This window comes from Mycolicibacterium mageritense (genome assembly GCF_010727475.1).
Lineage (GTDB): Bacteria > Actinomycetota > Actinomycetes > Mycobacteriales > Mycobacteriaceae > Mycobacterium > Mycobacterium mageritense.
In genome coordinates this window covers 6,134,005-6,149,098 of record NZ_AP022567.1, presented here as the reverse complement: position 1 = coordinate 6,149,098, position 15,094 = coordinate 6,134,005, and the positions used below count along the sequence as shown (strand labels likewise).

General features: G+C 68.8%; 15 protein-coding genes. 4 read left to right on the top strand and 11 right to left on the bottom strand.

Going from position 1 to position 15,094, the window contains the following annotated elements; translation table 11 throughout:
* Positions 1-59: 59 nt before the first annotated feature.
* A complete protein-coding gene (locus G6N67_RS29670) occupies positions 60-497 on the bottom strand; it encodes a secondary thiamine-phosphate synthase enzyme YjbQ (RefSeq protein ID WP_051579248.1) in 438 nt (145 codons plus the stop codon).
* A gap of 117 nt (positions 498-614) precedes the next feature.
* On the opposite strand from G6N67_RS29670, the gene G6N67_RS29665 reads away from it, so the two are divergent.
* On the top strand, positions 615-1,235 hold the full coding sequence (locus G6N67_RS29665; protein WP_036441343.1) for a hypothetical protein: 621 nt from the start codon (positions 615-617) through the stop codon (positions 1,233-1,235).
* A 75-nt stretch (positions 1,236-1,310) separates the two neighbouring features.
* Complete coding sequence (locus G6N67_RS29660; protein ID WP_036441342.1) at positions 1,311-1,619, top strand: GlsB/YeaQ/YmgE family stress response membrane protein; 309 nt, start codon at positions 1,311-1,313, stop codon at positions 1,617-1,619.
* 51 nt (positions 1,620-1,670) lie between these two features.
* Here G6N67_RS29660 and G6N67_RS29655 read toward each other — a convergent pair whose 3' ends face one another.
* The 4 genes from G6N67_RS29655 to G6N67_RS29640 form a co-directional block, all read right to left on the bottom strand.
* Positions 1,671-2,144 carry an SRPBCC family protein gene (locus G6N67_RS29655; protein ID WP_036441338.1) on the bottom strand — a complete coding sequence of 158 codons (474 nt, stop codon included), beginning with the start codon at positions 2,142-2,144 and terminating at the stop codon, positions 1,671-1,673.
* Positions 2,141-2,491, bottom strand: coding sequence for an ArsR/SmtB family transcription factor (locus G6N67_RS29650; RefSeq protein WP_036441335.1), 351 nt, complete (start codon positions 2,489-2,491; stop codon positions 2,141-2,143). Before G6N67_RS29650 ends, G6N67_RS29655 begins: the two co-directional genes overlap by 4 nt.
* A gap of 76 nt (positions 2,492-2,567) precedes the next feature.
* Complete coding sequence (locus G6N67_RS29645; protein WP_036441332.1) at positions 2,568-3,902, bottom strand: replication-associated recombination protein A; 1,335 nt, start codon at positions 3,900-3,902, stop codon at positions 2,568-2,570.
* Positions 3,903-3,932: 30 nt separating this feature from the next.
* A complete protein-coding gene (locus G6N67_RS29640) occupies positions 3,933-4,766 on the bottom strand; it encodes a DUF3097 domain-containing protein (RefSeq protein ID WP_036441329.1) in 834 nt (277 codons plus the stop codon).
* A 58-nt stretch (positions 4,767-4,824) separates the two neighbouring features.
* Here G6N67_RS29640 and G6N67_RS29635 point away from each other — a divergent pair, with 58 nt between their 5' ends.
* The gene (locus G6N67_RS29635; protein WP_036442214.1) at positions 4,825-5,415 is read left to right on the top strand and encodes a hypothetical protein; all 591 of its coding nucleotides are present in this window, start codon (positions 4,825-4,827) and stop codon (positions 5,413-5,415) included.
* On the opposite strand, the gene G6N67_RS29630 is transcribed toward G6N67_RS29635, so the two are convergent.
* Both G6N67_RS29630 and G6N67_RS29625 read right to left on the bottom strand, forming a co-directional pair.
* A complete protein-coding gene (locus tag G6N67_RS29630) occupies positions 5,399-5,719 on the bottom strand; it encodes a DMT family transporter (RefSeq protein ID WP_036441325.1) in 321 nt (106 codons plus the stop codon). The genes G6N67_RS29635 and G6N67_RS29630 overlap by 17 nt on opposite strands.
* A complete protein-coding gene (locus G6N67_RS29625; RefSeq protein WP_036441322.1) occupies positions 5,716-6,369 on the bottom strand; it encodes an FMN-dependent NADH-azoreductase in 654 nt (217 codons plus the stop codon). The genes G6N67_RS29630 and G6N67_RS29625 overlap by 4 nt, the downstream gene beginning before the upstream one ends.
* 98 nt (positions 6,370-6,467) lie before the next feature.
* Between G6N67_RS29625 and G6N67_RS29620 the strand changes: the two genes are divergently transcribed.
* Entirely contained in the window at positions 6,468-7,058 is a 591-nt protein-coding gene (locus G6N67_RS29620; protein WP_051579247.1) for a TetR/AcrR family transcriptional regulator, read from the top strand.
* On the opposite strand, the gene G6N67_RS29615 is transcribed toward G6N67_RS29620, so the two are convergent.
* The 4 genes from G6N67_RS29615 to G6N67_RS29600 all read right to left on the bottom strand — a co-directional run bounded on the left by G6N67_RS29615 (position 7,055) and on the right by G6N67_RS29600 (position 15,031).
* Positions 7,055-8,083 carry a zinc-binding metallopeptidase family protein gene (locus G6N67_RS29615; RefSeq protein ID WP_036441316.1) on the bottom strand — a complete coding sequence of 343 codons (1,029 nt, stop codon included), beginning with the start codon at positions 8,081-8,083 and terminating at the stop codon, positions 7,055-7,057. The two genes, G6N67_RS29620 and G6N67_RS29615, sit on opposite strands and share 4 nt — an antisense overlap.
* Before the next feature lie 65 nt (positions 8,084-8,148).
* Positions 8,149-9,066 carry a transglutaminase family protein gene (locus G6N67_RS29610; RefSeq protein WP_036441313.1) on the bottom strand — a complete coding sequence of 306 codons (918 nt, stop codon included), beginning with the start codon at positions 9,064-9,066 and terminating at the stop codon, positions 8,149-8,151.
* Positions 9,063-11,726 carry a circularly permuted type 2 ATP-grasp protein gene (locus G6N67_RS29605; protein ID WP_036441310.1) on the bottom strand — a complete coding sequence of 888 codons (2,664 nt, stop codon included), beginning with the start codon at positions 11,724-11,726 and terminating at the stop codon, positions 9,063-9,065. Before G6N67_RS29605 ends, G6N67_RS29610 begins: the two co-directional genes overlap by 4 nt.
* Positions 11,726-15,031 (bottom strand): transglutaminase family protein, encoded by a 3,306-nt coding sequence (locus G6N67_RS29600; RefSeq protein ID WP_036442212.1) that lies wholly within the window; start codon positions 15,029-15,031, stop codon positions 11,726-11,728. Before G6N67_RS29600 ends, G6N67_RS29605 begins: the two co-directional genes overlap by 1 nt.
* Between the last annotated feature and the right edge of the window lie 63 nt (positions 15,032-15,094).

Sequence of the window (15,094 nt, the reverse complement as noted above, 5' to 3'; positions counted from 1 at the left end):
TAGATGGTCGCGGCGGCTTGCCGCGTCGTGTCCGCCGCGAATAATTCGACCGCCTTACATTACCGGTCAGCGTGGTCGCCCTGAACAGCGCTGGCAGCGGCGCCGACAAAACTCAGCCGCACCGACCGGTGCGGGTTGTCCCGGTTGAGATCGACCAGCACCACGCTCTGCCAGGTGCCCAGCAGCGGCCGGCCGTGCTGGACCGGCAGGGTCACCGACGGTGACACCAGCGCGGGCAGCACGTGATCGGCACCGTGGCCGAACGACCCGTGGGCGTGCCGGTAGCGGTCATCGCGCGGCAACAACCGTTCCAGGGTATCGATCAGATCGTCGTCCGAGCCGGCACCGGTCTCGATGATCGCCACGCCCGCGGTGGCGTGTGGCACGAAGACGTTGCACAACCCGTCACGGTGGTTGCCGCAGAACCTCCGGACCTGGTCCGTCAGGTCGACGATGCGGCGGCGGGAGGTGTCGACGTCGATCACATCGCTGTCCATCCGCCCAGCCTACGAGTCGTCGGGCTGACCCATTGCCAGCAACCGCGGGGCGGAGGAAGGTGGGGAATGACCGGTGGCGCCACCGGGGCGCCGCCCCGACCGAGGAGGGGGTGGATCGTGTTCGCACGCTCTACCACGATCACCGCGCGCACCGATTGCATCGACGCCGGTATCGCCCATATCCGTGACGAGGTCATGCCCGCTCTCGATGCACTGGACGGGTGTGTCGGGTTGTCCCTGTTGGCGGACCGGGAATCCGGTCGGTGCATCGCCACCACGGCATGGCGGTCCGAACACGCGATGCACGCCAGCGCCGCAGCGCTGGCGCCGGTCCGCCACCGCGCCGTCGAGGTCTTCGGGGGCACCGCCACGCTCGACGAATGGGAGATCGCGGTGGTGCACCGCGAGCAGTACTCGGCGCCCGGAGCCTGCGTGCGCGCCACCTGGCTGCGCGCCCGGCCAGAACAGTTCGACCGCGCGATCGAGTTCTACCGGACCTCGGTGCTGCCCGACATGGAAGAACTGGACGGGTTCTGCAGCGCGAGCCTGATGATCGACCGCGCGACGGGCAGGGCGGTGTCGTCGGCCACGTTCGTCGACCGCGACGCGATGGATCGCAACCGCGATCAGGCCCGCGCGCTGCGCACCACCCGGCTACGTGACCTGGGTGCCGATCAGCTCGACGTCGGCGAGTTCGAATTGGCACTGGCCCATCTGCGGGTTCCCGAGATGGTCTGAGGAGAATTTACGACCTCGTTTGCGTGGTGACGGCCCGGGGTATTTCTCCTCCAGTCCACAAGCCCTGGAGGAGAAATGACCATCACCGGCATTATCAGCGCGATCCTGATCGGCATTGTCGTCGGCGTCATCGGCCGTCTGGTTGTCCCCGGCAGACAACCCATCGGATTCCTGGTGACAGTCCTGGTCGGAATCGTGTCAGCGTTCATCGGCAGTGCCATCGCGCGCGGCCTCGGCATACCCACGGTGACCAACGGCATCGACTGGCTCGAACTGCTCGTCCAGGTCGTCGTGGCCGCGATCGGTGTGGCACTGGTCTCGGCGATCATGGGCCGCAGCGGTAGAGGCCTGATGGGTGGCAGGCGTTCGGGGATGCTGCGCTAACCCGTCAAACACGCTCCGGCCCGGTTGGTTTGACCAACCGGGCCGGACGTGTCACAGCTTCGGCAGCAATGCGTCCAGCCGCTCGTAGCCTTCGGTCATGCCACCCTCCATGCCGGACGACAGCAGCGCGTCGCGGGCTTCGGTGTTGGGGCAGATGGAGCGGCCGCGCAGTCTGCTGCGCCCGCCACCGAGATCCTCGAACCACATGAACTCGATGTTCACCATGTCCGGGGCACCCTCGAATTCGAAAGTCTGGATGACGAACTCGTTCGGGCGCACGGTGTGGAACACGCCGTTGAACCGGTAGTTCTCGCCGTCGCGCGAGTGCACGTACCGGTATCCGCCACCGGTGTGGAAGTCCCAGCGGTCGATCGTCATCTCCAGGCCGTACGGCCCCAGCCACTGCTTGACCAGGTCGGGCTCGGCGTGCGCGCGGAACAGTGCCGCGACGGGCGCGTCGAATTCCCTGGTGAACTCCATGGCGAGGGTGTCGACCGGGACGTTGAGGTTGAGTGCCTTTGTCATTTTTTCTCCTCCTGTTCGATTCGGGTCAGCAGATCGTCGAGTCGGCGGTAGTTGCGTTCGGCGTCGAGCCGGTACCGGTCGATCCATGCGGTCAGCCGCTCGAGCGCGGCGGCGTCGAGATGCACCGGCCGGCGTTGTGCATCGCGGGTCCGGGTGACCAGGCCCGCCTGCTCGAGCACCTGAATGTGTTTGGACACCGCCTGTTTCGTGATGTCGAACAGTGCGGCCAACTCGTTGACCGTGGCGGAGCCACGCGACAGCCGAGCCACGATCGTCCGCCGTACCGGGTCGGCGAGCGCGAGGAAAGCCCGGTCCAGCCGTGCTTCTGCATCGTCATCACTTCCCAATTGTCAATCTTTCTGTTGATCAACCAATTGATTGACTACAAAGGTAGAGGGCGGTTCGGCGGGTGTCAAGGGGTTGTCAGCGCTTGCGCCGGATGATGGCCCGCAGCTTGTCGAGCCGGGTGGAGATCTCGCGCTCCACGCCGCGAGCGGTCGGCTGGTAGTAGTCGACACCTACCAGCTCGTCCGGTGGATACTGTTGGGCCACAACCCCATCCGGATGATCATGGGAGTACCGGTAGCCCACGGCGTTGCCGAGTTTCTGCGCACCCGAGTAGTGACCGTCGCGCAGATGCGGCGGCACCAGGCCGGCCTTGCCCGCCCGGATATCCCCCATGGCCGCGCCCAGTGCGGTCGTCACGGCGTTGGACTTCGGCGCGGTGGCCAGGTGCACGGTCGCGTGGGCCAGCGTCAGCTGCGCCTCGGGCATGCCGATCAACTGCACGGTCTGGGCCGCGGCCACCGCAAGCGGCAACGCCGTCGGGTCGGCCATGCCGATGTCCTCGCTGGCCAGGATCATGAGCCGGCGGGCGACGAACCGCGGATCCTCCCCCGCCACCAGCATCCGGGCCAGGTAGTGCAGCGCCGCGTCGACGTCCGACCCGCGGATCGATTTGATGAAGGCGCTGACGACGTCGTAGTGCTGGTCGCCGTCGCGGTCGTAGCGCACTGCTGCCTTGTCGAGCGACTGCTCGATGGTCTCGACCGTGACTCGTTCGCCCGGCTCGGCCGCGACCTCCAACGCTGTCAGCGCGCGGCGCGCATCACCCGCCGACAGCTGCACCAGGAGATCGACGGCGTCGTCGGTGACCTCGACCGCACCGCCCAGCCCGCGCGGATCGGTCATCGCGCGGCGCAGCACGGTTTCGATGTCCTGCGCGGTCAACGGCTGCAACTGCAGGATCAGCGACCGCGACAGCAGCGGCGCCACCACCGAGAACGACGGGTTCTCGGTGGTCGCGGCCACCAGCAGCACCACCCGGTTCTCGACCGCGGCGAGCAACGCGTCCTGCTGGGTCTTGGAGAAGCGGTGCACCTCGTCGATGAACAGCACGGTCTGGCCGCCGTGGATGGCTGAGCGGCGCGCGTTGTCGATCACCGCGCGCACCTCTTTGACGCCGGCCGAAAGCGCCGAGAGCGCTTCGAACCGGCGTCCCGTGGCCTGCGAGATGAGCGAGGCCAGCGTGGTCTTGCCGGTCCCGGGCGGTCCGTAGAGGATCACCGACGCCGCGCCCGACCCCTCGACCAGCCGGCGCAGCGGCGAACCGGCCTGGAGCAGATGCTGCTGGCCCACCACTTCGTCCAGGCTCGCCGGGCGCATGCGCACCGCCAGCGGGCCGGTGCCGGGCGCGGCGAGGGCTCCGGGGTCGCCCGGCGCCGGGTCACCGGGCACGTCGAACAAACTGTCGGACACGTCTTCTGCTTACCACGCCCGCACGACGGGTCAGCCCGGCGCGGTCACGAAATCGATCAGCTCCTCGACCCGGCCGATCAGCGCGGGTTCCAGATCGTTCCAGTCGCGAACCTGGCCGCGGATGCGCTGCCAGGCCCGCGCGATGTCCGCCTGGTCGCGGTGCGGCCAGCCCAGCGCGGCGCAGATGCCGTGTTTCCAGTCGGTGCCGCGTGGGATGGCCGGCCATTCCGCCATGCCCAGCCTGGCCGGTTTGACGGCCTGCCAGATGTCGATGAACGGGTGGCCGACCACGAGCGTGTGCTCGCCACCCGGCCCGCGGCGCACCGCGTCGGCGATGCGCGCTTCCTTCGACCCCGTCACCAGGTGGTCGACCAGCACGCCCAACCGACGGCCCGGACCCGGGTCGAACTCCTCGACGATGCCGGCGAGGTCGTCGACGCCGCCGAGGTACTCCACGACGACGCCTTCGATCCGCAGGTCGGCGCCCCACACCTGTTCGACCAGTTCGGCATCGTGGCGACCCTCGACGTAGATGCGGCTGGCCAGGGCCACCCTGGCCTTGGCGCCCGGCACCGCCACCGACCCCGACGCGGTACGTGCCGGCGCCGCGTTCCGTTTGGGTGCGACGAGGCGGACCGGTTTGCCGTCGATCAGGAAGCCCGGCCCCATCGGGAAGGCGCGGACCTTGCCCTTGCGGTCTTCGAGTTCGACGCGGCCGCCCTCGATGCGCACCACCGCGCCGACGTAGCCGCTCTGCGCGTCCTCGACCACCAGACCCTTCTCCGCTGCCTGGTCTTTCGAACGGGTCATCTTCGGAGTGTGCGGGTTTCGGGCCAACACGTCCGAGCCGTAGCGATCAGTCACGCGGGCGATCCTAGGAACGTCCAGGGCGACCACGCGGCTGCGACATACCATCGTGACCGTGCTGTTAGATCGGCCCACTGCGGACGGCATCGCCGCCGGAACCGTCACGTTGGTGCTGCGCCGCTGGGACAAGCCCCGGGCCAAGCCGGGTGGCACGCAGCGCACGCAGGCCGGGACGATCCGCGTCGAGTCGGTCACCGAACAACCGGGCGATTACCGCGTGACCGCCGCGCAGGCCCGCGCGGCCGGGTATCCGGACGCGGCGACGGCGCAGGCCCAGCTCGATCGCAGGCCTGCCGCCCACACGTACCTGATCGGGGTGTCCTATCTGGGACCGGACGAGCGGCCCGAACTCGCCGCGGATGACCGGCTCACCGACGCCGACATCACGGCGATCGCCACCCGGCTGGCGCGCTGGGACGCGGCCACCGAACCGTGGACGCGTCGGTACCTGGAGCTGATCGCGGCCAACGAGGCCGTCCGCGCGCCCGATCTGGCAGCGCGCGTCGGCCTCGAGGTTCCCCGGTTCAAGCGCCGGGTGCGCCAACTCAAGGGTCTGGGGCTGACCATCAGCCTCGACGTCGGCTACCGGCTCGCCCCACGCGGCCGGGCGTACCTGGCGGCCACCGAGATCACTCCGGATTCGTGAACCGGGCCAGCACGATTCCTCCCACGATCATCGACAGGGCGAGTGCTCGGCCCGCGCTGAGCGGATCCTTGTGCACCGCAACGCCAAGCGCGATGGCCCCGACCGCACCGATGCCCGTGAAGACCGCATACGCGGTCCCGACCGGAAGACCGCGCATGGCCAGCGCCAGCAGGTACACCGAGAGGGCCCCGACAGCCACGCAGATCACGGTGGGCAGCGGCCGCGTGAATCCGTCGGTCGGCTTGATGCTCTGCGACCAGGCGATTTCGACCAGACCCGCCAAACCCAATATCAGCCAGCTCATTTCGCGTATTCCACGGCGAGGGTACGAGCGGTATTCAGCGCCTGCGCCAGCGAGTGCTCGTGGATGTCCCGGAACTCGGCGAGCGCGGGATCCAGCCGTGCGTTGGCCATTTCGGCGTTGATGAACACGGTGTCGGTGACGGCGTAGTGGCCCGCGAAGAAGTCCCGCAGAAACCGTTCCTGGTAGTCGAATGCGGCTTTCGGCGAGCCGGGTGAGTACGCGCCACCGCGGGCAGTCGCGACCACGAAGCGTCTGGGTGCCAAGGACATTCGCGGGAAGGTGACCTGGTCCAGCCAGGCCTTGAGCGCCGCCGGTATCGAATAGTTGTACATCGGGGTGGCGATCAGCACGATGTCGGCCGAGCGCAACTCGTCCAGCAACGGTTGCACGACGGCCCACGCGGCGGCCTGCTCGGGAGTGCGCGCCACGGCTGCGAGCCGGTCGAGGTCGGTGCTGCCGGCAGCCAGCACGGCGTCGCACAGCTGGGTCCAGCCCTCGCCGATGAACGGGACGGGATCGGTCGTCACGTCTCGGTACACGTAGCGGCCGTCGGGCCGTGCGGCCCGCCACGCCTTGGCGAACTCGGCGCCGACCTGGCGACTGATGGAACGACTGCGGGCGCTCGAATCGATGTGGAGCAGGGTGGGCACGTCAACCTCCGGGGGTAAGTGGACATTGCGTCCGGTTGGACCTCCAGCCTAACCGGACAAATCGTCCAGTTATTCCGGGGATGGTCTACAGTGCTCGTATGGACATCGGGGCGCAGCTGCTGGCCACCGACCACACCGGCACCGAACGGGCCGACGCGGCGCGCAACCGCGCAAAGATCCTTGCCGCGGCGGCCACGGTGTTCGCCAGCCGCGATCCACGCACGGTCACCATGGATCACATCGCCACCGCGGCAGGCGTCGGGCGCGGCACGCTCTACCGGCGTTATCCCAGCACCGCGGCCATCGCCCTGGCTCTGCTCGACGAGCACGAGCGCGCTCTGCAACAACAGCTTCTCTCGGGCGAGCCACCCCTTGGCCCGGGTGCGGCGCCGGCCGAGCGGCTCGCCGCCTTCTATTCGGCCATGGTCGAGCTGCTGGACACCCACGCCGATCTCGCGCTCGGCGCCGAAACCGGCGGCGCCCGGTTCACCACCGGGGCCTACGGCTTCTGGGCCGCACACGTGCGCGCACTGTTGGTGGATGCGGCTGTGACCGAACCGGATTCACTGGTCGACGTGTTGCTGGCACCACTGGCGGCGGAGAACTTCGCCCACCAGCGTGCGCGTGGCCTGAGTGTCGAGCAGATCACGCGCGGGCTGTCGCGGCTGGCCCACGCCGTCCTCGACTAGCGCGCGGCGGTGGTCTCGTCGATCACGGTGTGCACGAAGCGCATCTTCTCCAGGACCGCCGGCGGCAGTACGAACGGGTAGAGGTCAGCATGCCCCATCGAGCGGTTGACCATGTTGAGCGCCCACGACAACGGCAGCCACATCTCGATGATGGTGTCGAAACCACTCGGGCCCAGCACCTTTCGGTCGAACGTCGCGCCAGCCGGGGCGAACCCGAATGCCGCGGCCGTGTCGAGCGTGTCCCTGATGTGCAGGTAGTGCGCGAACGTCTCGGCCCAGTCCTCGGCTGGATGCATGGTCGCGTAGGACGAGACGTACGTGTCCTCCCAGCCGTCCGGCGCGCCCTCTTCGTAATGGCGGTCCAGGGCGGCCTGGTAGTCGGCGTCGGGATCACCGAACAGTTCGGCGAACTGTTCGGAATAGGGCTCCGACGGCGCGATCAGCCGGTAGAAGTAGTAGTGCCCGATCTCGTGTCGGAAGTGGCCGAGCAAGGTGCGGTAAGGCTCGTCCATCGCGATGCGCAACTGCTCGCGGTGCACATCGTCGCCTTCCGCGAGATCGATCGTGATCACCCCGTTCTGGTGACCGGTCATCACCTGCTCGAACTCGCTGGACAGCAGGTCGAACGCGAGCCCGAACTGCGGATCCTCGCTGCGGCTGACGATCGGCAGTCCGAGCTCGTGCAGTTCGGCGATCAGGCGCCTCTTGGCCATCTCGGCTTCACCGAAGGCCGCCAGCGCCGAGGTGTCGGTGTCCGCCGGCCTGGTCCGGGTCAGGGCACACGACGCACACAGCTGATCCCCGCCGATGCGGACCAGCCAATTGCATTGGGCCACATGCATGTTCGCACACAGCTGATATTTGTCCTCGTCGACCGCCCCGGCGTGCCCGCTCTCGTCGGCCTCGGTGATGACCAGCAGCGCCATGTCGTCGAGCGAGAACCCCAGCGCACTGCCGCACGACAGGCACAGCGAGTTCTCGAACGCCAGCCGCTGCCCGCACGTCGGGCAGTTGAAGTCACGCATGAAGCACTCCCCCTCCTTTGCGCGAGCAGACGCGTGGGTACCCGAAACCTCGGCGTGTCGGGTACCTAGGCGTCTGCTCGGCGTAGAAATGTTGCGTCAACCGGAGCAACGTCGACCGACACCTCGATCACACTACTGTCCGAGTCGGTGTAGATGATGCCGCGCAGCGGCGGCACGTCGGCGTAGTCCCGGCCGAACCCGGCCACGATGTAGCGCTCGTCGACCATCTGGTCGTTGGTGGGGTCCAGCCCCAGCCAGACGTTCTGCGGGGTCCACACCGACGCCCAGGCGTGGGTCGCGTCGACCCCGATCATGCGCTCCTTGCCGGGCGGTGGATCGGTCGCGAGGTAGCCCGAAACATAGCTGGCGGCAAGACCGTTGGCTCGCAGACAGGCGATCGCGAGCCGCGCGAAATCCTGGCACACGCCTTCGCGGGCCTGCAGCACCTCGGCCACGCGCGTGGACACCGTGGTCGACCCGGACCGGTAGGTGAAGTCGGTGTAGATCCGCGACGTCAGGTCGCGCAGCACCTCGATCAAGGGCCGGCCCGGCACGAAACTGGGTGCGGCGTACTCCCGCACTGCGTCGGTGATCTCCTGAGGTTGCAGATCCAGCGTGAACTCGGTGGCCAGCGCGCCGTCGACGCCCACGGGCCGCGCGATCTCCCACGGCGCCTTCGCCGAACCGCCGCTGTAGTGGTCGGGTGCCGGCGGGTCGACCTCGACCACCGAACGGCTCGTGATGCTCAATGTGCGGTGGCGTTCGGTGACGTGGAAGTACGAGCTGACGTTGCCGTAGGCGTCGCGGCTCGTGGAGCTGTCGGCGGCCTCGGGGTCGATCACCAACTCGTGGCTCACACAGCGTTGCCACGGCAGGTCACGCGGGGTCAGAAAGCCACGACCGTAGGAGCTGGTCACGTCGTCGGAGTACCGGTAAACGGTGCGGTGGGTGATCGCGTAGCGCCGCGTGTCGAGCCCGGTCACGGCACCAACCGCCGCTCGTCAGGGCCCCACAGCGGTTGCATGCCGCCCGGCAGCGACAGCTGTGCGGCCGTGATCGCACCGGAAAGCTCACGCAATCCGCTGTGCACGCGCTCCAGCAGATCGTCCAGTTCGATGCGCACCCCGTCGGTGACGTCCTCGAGGTCTGCGGGGTCGACGCGCCGCAGCCGGGTGGCGATCTCGTCGGCCATGCGTTCCGGCCGCGACGAACCCGATGCGCCCGGCAGCGCTTTCAGTCCGGCTCGGAGCCGGTCCAGTTGGTAACTCAGCGACCTGGGATTCTCGGCATCGAACAGCACCAGCTCTGCCACGGCGGCGACGCTGACCCGTCCCGGATTGCGCCGCCGGTAGATCACCGACGATTCGCAGGCCACCAGCACCGACTCGGTGACCGTGCGTTCGGCAGCGGCGCCCCGCACCGCGGTGAGCGTCGCCCGCAGCAGCGCGGTCAGCCCGAGACCGCGCTCGATGCGCTTGCCGATGTCCATCATGGTCCACCCGACGTCCTGCACCATCGACTCGGCCGCGACACCCGACAACGCCAGCATCCCGGCCAGCGTCTGACTGTGTGCCGCAGCGAGATACGCCTCCCCCGCGGTCTGCGAGTCGGGTGGGGACACCGACGCGCGCAGCACGGCGCGTTCGACCCCGGCCAGCACCATCCAGGTGTCGTTGGACATCTGGTCACGTACCGAGCGGGCCGCGAAGCCGAGGCGTTCGACGGATTGGGCCAGCGAACCGGGCCGGTGCCGGTCCGCGGTCACCGACCACAGCGTGGTGGGTGCGATGGCGATGGTCTCGTGATCGTCACCGCCGGATCCGGTGTCGGTGCCGGTGATGGCGCCGATGGCAGCCAGCAGCACGGGAACACACTGGCTTTCCTGCGACTGCTGCCGGTAACGGTATTCGTGGTAGCGCTCGCGCGTGACCGTGAGCAGTCGCGCCATGCCCTCGGCACGTTCGGCGTAGCGGCCCATCCAGAACAGGTCCGACAACACGCGCGGTGAGCTGACCGCGCGGGTGGGGCTGGGTGTCATCACCGGAGCGGCCGGCTCGACCGGCGCCGTGCGTTCGGCCGTCACACGGGTCGAGGTCCGCACCCAGACGTCCTTTGCGGCAACGGTGTTCAATCGGTAGGCGGCGTGGCCGGGCGCCATCAGGTAGCCCAGGCCACCGATCATCGGGGCATAGCCACCGCTTTGGGCGACGGTGAACAGCCGCATGCCGACGCTGCCTGCCGACAGCCCACCGGACCGGTAGTCGCTCGGCGCGGTCGAGAACTGCGGCACCTCCTGGCCGACCCACTGCCAGGGGGTGGCTTCGATGCGGGCGGCCATCGCGTTGCGTTGCGCCGCAGACAAAGTCGGCCCGACCACAGGTTCTCCGCCGCACACCGACCGGATCACCAGCGACGACAAATTGGTCAGCAGATGCGAACGTTCGACGTCGATGCCGCCCCAGTACACCGGGGCGGTCTGCAGCAGCGGGGCCTCGTCGAGGAACAGTTCGGCGAGCTCGGGCAGAAACCGCAGCAGCCCAGCACTTTCCAGCACGCCGCTGCCCAGGGTGTTGACCACGGTCACCGCGCCGCGCCGCAGCACCTCGACCAGTCCGACGACGCCCAGCCGGGAATCCGGCCGAAGATCAAGGGGGTCGGCGTATTCGGCGTCGACGCGGCGCAGCACCACGTCGACGCGCTTGAGCGTGCCGAGCGAGCGCATCCACAGCTTGCCGTCGCGCACCACCAGATCGGTGCTCTCGACCAGCGGGAAACCCAGCACACTCGCCAGATAGGCCTGATCGAACGCTGTTTCGGAGTGGATGCCCGGGCTGAGCACCACGACGACGGGTTCCTCGGCCGCTTCGGGCGCGGCGCCGATCAGCGCCAACCGCAGCGCCTGCGCCCACGGGGACGCCGGCCGCGGGCCGATGCGTTCGTAGAGTTCGGGGACGGCGTGCGCGACGACGCGACGGTCGGCCAGCGCGTACCCGGCGCCCGACGGCGCCTGCGTCCAGTCGGCGTTGACCAGAAAGGCGCCGTCGGTGCCGCGGCTCACGTCGCAACCGTGCAGGAACAACTGGTGGCGCCCCGGCACCGTGATCCCCCGGGCCGCCCGCACGTAACCGGGGTGGGCAAAGACGAGCTGCGGCGGCAGCACGCCGCTGGTGATTGCGCACCGTGGCCCGTAGAGGTCGGTCAGCACCGCGTCGAGCAGCCGGGACCGCTGGACGAGGCCCGATTCGAGGGTGTCCCAGTCCTCGGCCGAGATCACCATCGGCAGCGCATCGAGGTGCCACGGACCGGGCATCGTGGTGCCGTCGCCGTCGGTCACGGCTTCGCCGTGCCGGTCCACCTGGATGTAGCTGATCCCGTCGTTGTCGACCAGGCCGCGCACCACCGCGCGCAGCCGGTCCAAACCGTCGCGGCCGCGTTCGCCGACACATTCCGCCAACTCTCGCCACGCGGGCCGGACGTTGCCTGCGGCGTCGACGAACTCGTCGTATCCGCTGCCGGACCGGATGTCGCGGACATCGAACAGCGCCTGCTGAGCGCGCGTGCTGCGATAGCCCGCCAGCACGCCGTCGACGTCGTCGGCAGCACCACCGACGGGCTCCGCGGAGCCGTCAATACGAAGGATCATTACTGCAGAACGGTACGCACCCGCCGCAGATCCAGAATGCCCGGCGCGCCCACATCGGTGGATTGCCGCGCCTGCTTCTCCCGGATGCCGGACAGGTCGATCGGGCCTGGCGTGAATCCGGTCGCCTCGAACCGCCTGCCGCGCCGTGACTCGGCCTCGACCGCGTTGACCGGAGGCGTGTCATAGGACCGTCCGCCCGGGTGCGCCACGTGATACGTGCAGCCGCCCTTGGACTGGCCCGTGGTGCCGTCGACCAGTTCGAACCGCAGCGGGCCGTCCACGGTGATCGTGGGGTGCAACGCGCTGGGCGGCTGCCAGGCCCGGTACCGCACCCCGCCCACCTGGACGTCGGGATTGTCGGTCGCCAGCAATGGGACCGGGTGACCGTTCGCCGTCACCAGGTGGCGCTGCCGGTCGGCCCCGATCAACCGGATCTGCAGGCGTTCCACCGACGAGTCCACGTACCGAGCCGTGCCGGTTCCGGTGGACTCCTCCCCCAGCACGTTCCACGGCTCGATCGCGCCGCGCAGTTCGATCTCGACGCCGTCGAACACCGCGGTGCCGATCCGCGGAAAGCGGAACTCGGTGAACGGGTCGAGCCAGCTGGTGTCGAAATCGATGCCGTGTGCCCGCAGATCGGCCGCCACGTCGGCGATGTCGTGGATCAGGAAGTGCGGCAACAGGTATCGGCCGTGCAGGTTGGCGCCGTGCCGGATCAGCGGCGCGCGCAGCGGCTCGTCCCAGAACCATGCCACCAGCGAGCGCACCAAGAGCGACTGCACCATGGCCATCTGGAAGTGCGGGGGCATCTCGAAACCGCGCAGTTCGAGCAGGCCCAGCCGGCCCCGCGCACTGTCGGGGCTGTAGAGCTTGTCGATGCAGAATTCGGCGCGGTGGGTGTTGCCCGTGATGTCGGTCAGCAGGTGGCGCAGCGCGCGGTCGGTGACCCACGACATCGCCGCCCCGTCGCGGGTCAACCGGGCGATCTCGGCGAAGGCGATCTCGAGCTCGTAGAGCGCCTCCGAGCGGCCTTCGTCGACGCGGGGAGCCTGCGACGTGGTGCCGACGAAGCGGCCGGCGAACAGGTAGGACAGGGCAGGGTGCCGTTGCCAGTAGGTCAGCAGTGACACCAGCAGATCCGGCCTGCGCAGCAGCGGCGAATCGGCCGGCGTGATGCCGCCGAGCGTGATGTGGTTGCCGCCACCGGTCCCTCCATGCGTGCCGTCCACGTCGAACGACTCGGTCGAGAGACGGGCCAGCCGGGCTTCGTCGTACAGGGTTTCCAGCTGGGCCCGTTGTTCGGCGAAGCTCGCGGTCGGTGCGACGTTGACCTCGATCACCCCGGGGTCGGGTGTGATGGTCACCGACGTGATGCGGGGGTCGGGTGGCGGCCCGTATCCCTCGATGACGACGGGCGTGCCGGCGGTCTTGGCCGCCGCGGACTCCAAGCGCGTGACGAGGTCGATGAAGTCGTCGAGGTTCTCGGTCGGCGGCAGATACAGGTAGAGATGGCCGGCGCGGATCTCGGCGACCAGCGCGGTGGTTGGCGAGTCGTCGGCGTCTTCGACGGTCGCGACATCGTCGTCGGGGCGCCGCCGCGGAGCGCCATGCAACGGGTCGGCGTCGTATGTGGGCCGCGGCGGTTGCCAGCTGATCGAGTTGAGCGGCAAGCGCAGCCCGGCCGGTGAATCGCCGTCCAGCAGCACGATCCGGCCGCGGCGCAGCTTCCAGTCCGCGCTGGCCCACCCGCTGCCGTCGTCGCGGCGGTGCAACGGCAACACGTAGGCCGCTGGTTCGTCGACCGAAGCGTCCAACCTCGAAAGCAGCTCGGCTCTGGCGGCCGGGCTGTCCTCGGCGAGATCGTCGGCAGTGGGCACGGGCTCGCCGTCGGGCAGGCGGACGGCGTGGGCCAGCCGGCTCAGGGCATCCTCGTAGGCCGGTCGCACCTGGCTCGCGGGCAGGCCGAAATCGGCTGCCACGGCCGCGAGGATCTGCCGGCCCACGTCGGCGGCCAGCGCGGGTGGGTCGCCCTGCCACGGGTCGCCCAGCAGCGCCGGGGAATTCCACAGCGGCTGACCGTCGGTCCGCCAGTACAGCGCGATCTGCCAGCGGGGCAACGGTTCTCCGGGATACCACTTGCCCTGGCTGCGTTGCACCAAGCCGCCGGGTGCCCACTTCTCCTTGAGCCGCGCCGCGAGCGCCGAGGCGCGCTGCCGCTTGTGCGGCCCGTCGGCGGCCGTGGTCCATTCCGGATCGAGGAGATTGTCGATCGATACGAAGGTCGGCTCGCCCCCCACGGTGAGCCGCACGTCGCCGTCGGCCAACCGCTGGTCCACCGCGGCACCCAGGGCCGTGATCGCGGCCCACGCGGTGTCGGTGTAGGGCAGCGTCACGCGCGGATCCTCGTGCACCCGCGTCACCACGTTGGAGAACTCAAGGGTCGACTCGCACGGCTCGACCGCACCGGTGATGGGGGCCGCCGATGCCGGGTGCGGGGTGGCCGACAACGGGATGTGGCCCTCGCCCGCGAACAACCCCGACGTCGGATCCAGCCCGACCCAGCCCGCCCCCGGCACGTACACCTCGGTCCACGCGTGCAGATCGGTGAAATCCGCGACCGGTCCCGACGGCCCGTCGAGCGCGGCCACGTCGGACGTCAGCTGCACGAGGTATCCCGAGACGAACCGCGCCGCGAGCCCGAGCTGCCGCAGGATCGAGACCAACAGCCACGCAGAGTCCCGGCACGACCCGATCCCCGTGCGCAGCGTGACATCGGGGGTCTGCACACCGGGTTCCAGCCGGACGCTGTAGCCGACATCGGCATTGACCGCACGGTTGAGCGCCACCAGGAAATCGATCGTGCGGGTGCCCGGCGGCACCGTGAAGTTGCTCACCCAGGCGCGTACGAGTTCTCCCGGCCCCGAATCCTCTCCGGCCTCGTCCACCGGACGCAGATAGGGCTTGAGGTCTTCGAGCAGGGCCTTGGGGTATTCGAACGGGAACCCTTCGGCGTAATCCTCGATGAAGAAGTCGAACGGGTTGATCACCTTGAGGTCGGCGATCAGCCCCACGGTGATGGTAAGGCTGCGGGTGCGCTCCGGAAAAACCAAGCGGGCCAAGAAGTTTCCGAACGCATCCTGCTGCCAGTTGACGAAGTGGTCGGCAGGCTCGACGGTCAGCGAATAGGCCTCGATCGGGGTGCGTGAATGCGGCGCCGGACGCAGCCGCACCACATGCGGATGCACGTCGACCAGCCGGTCAAACGTGTAGCTGGTGCGGTGCTCCAGCGCCACTTTGATTCCCATCTGCAGATCCCACCACAAGGTTCGGTGGTCCGCAGGGCACGCGAGGTCGCGCCGGATTTCCGG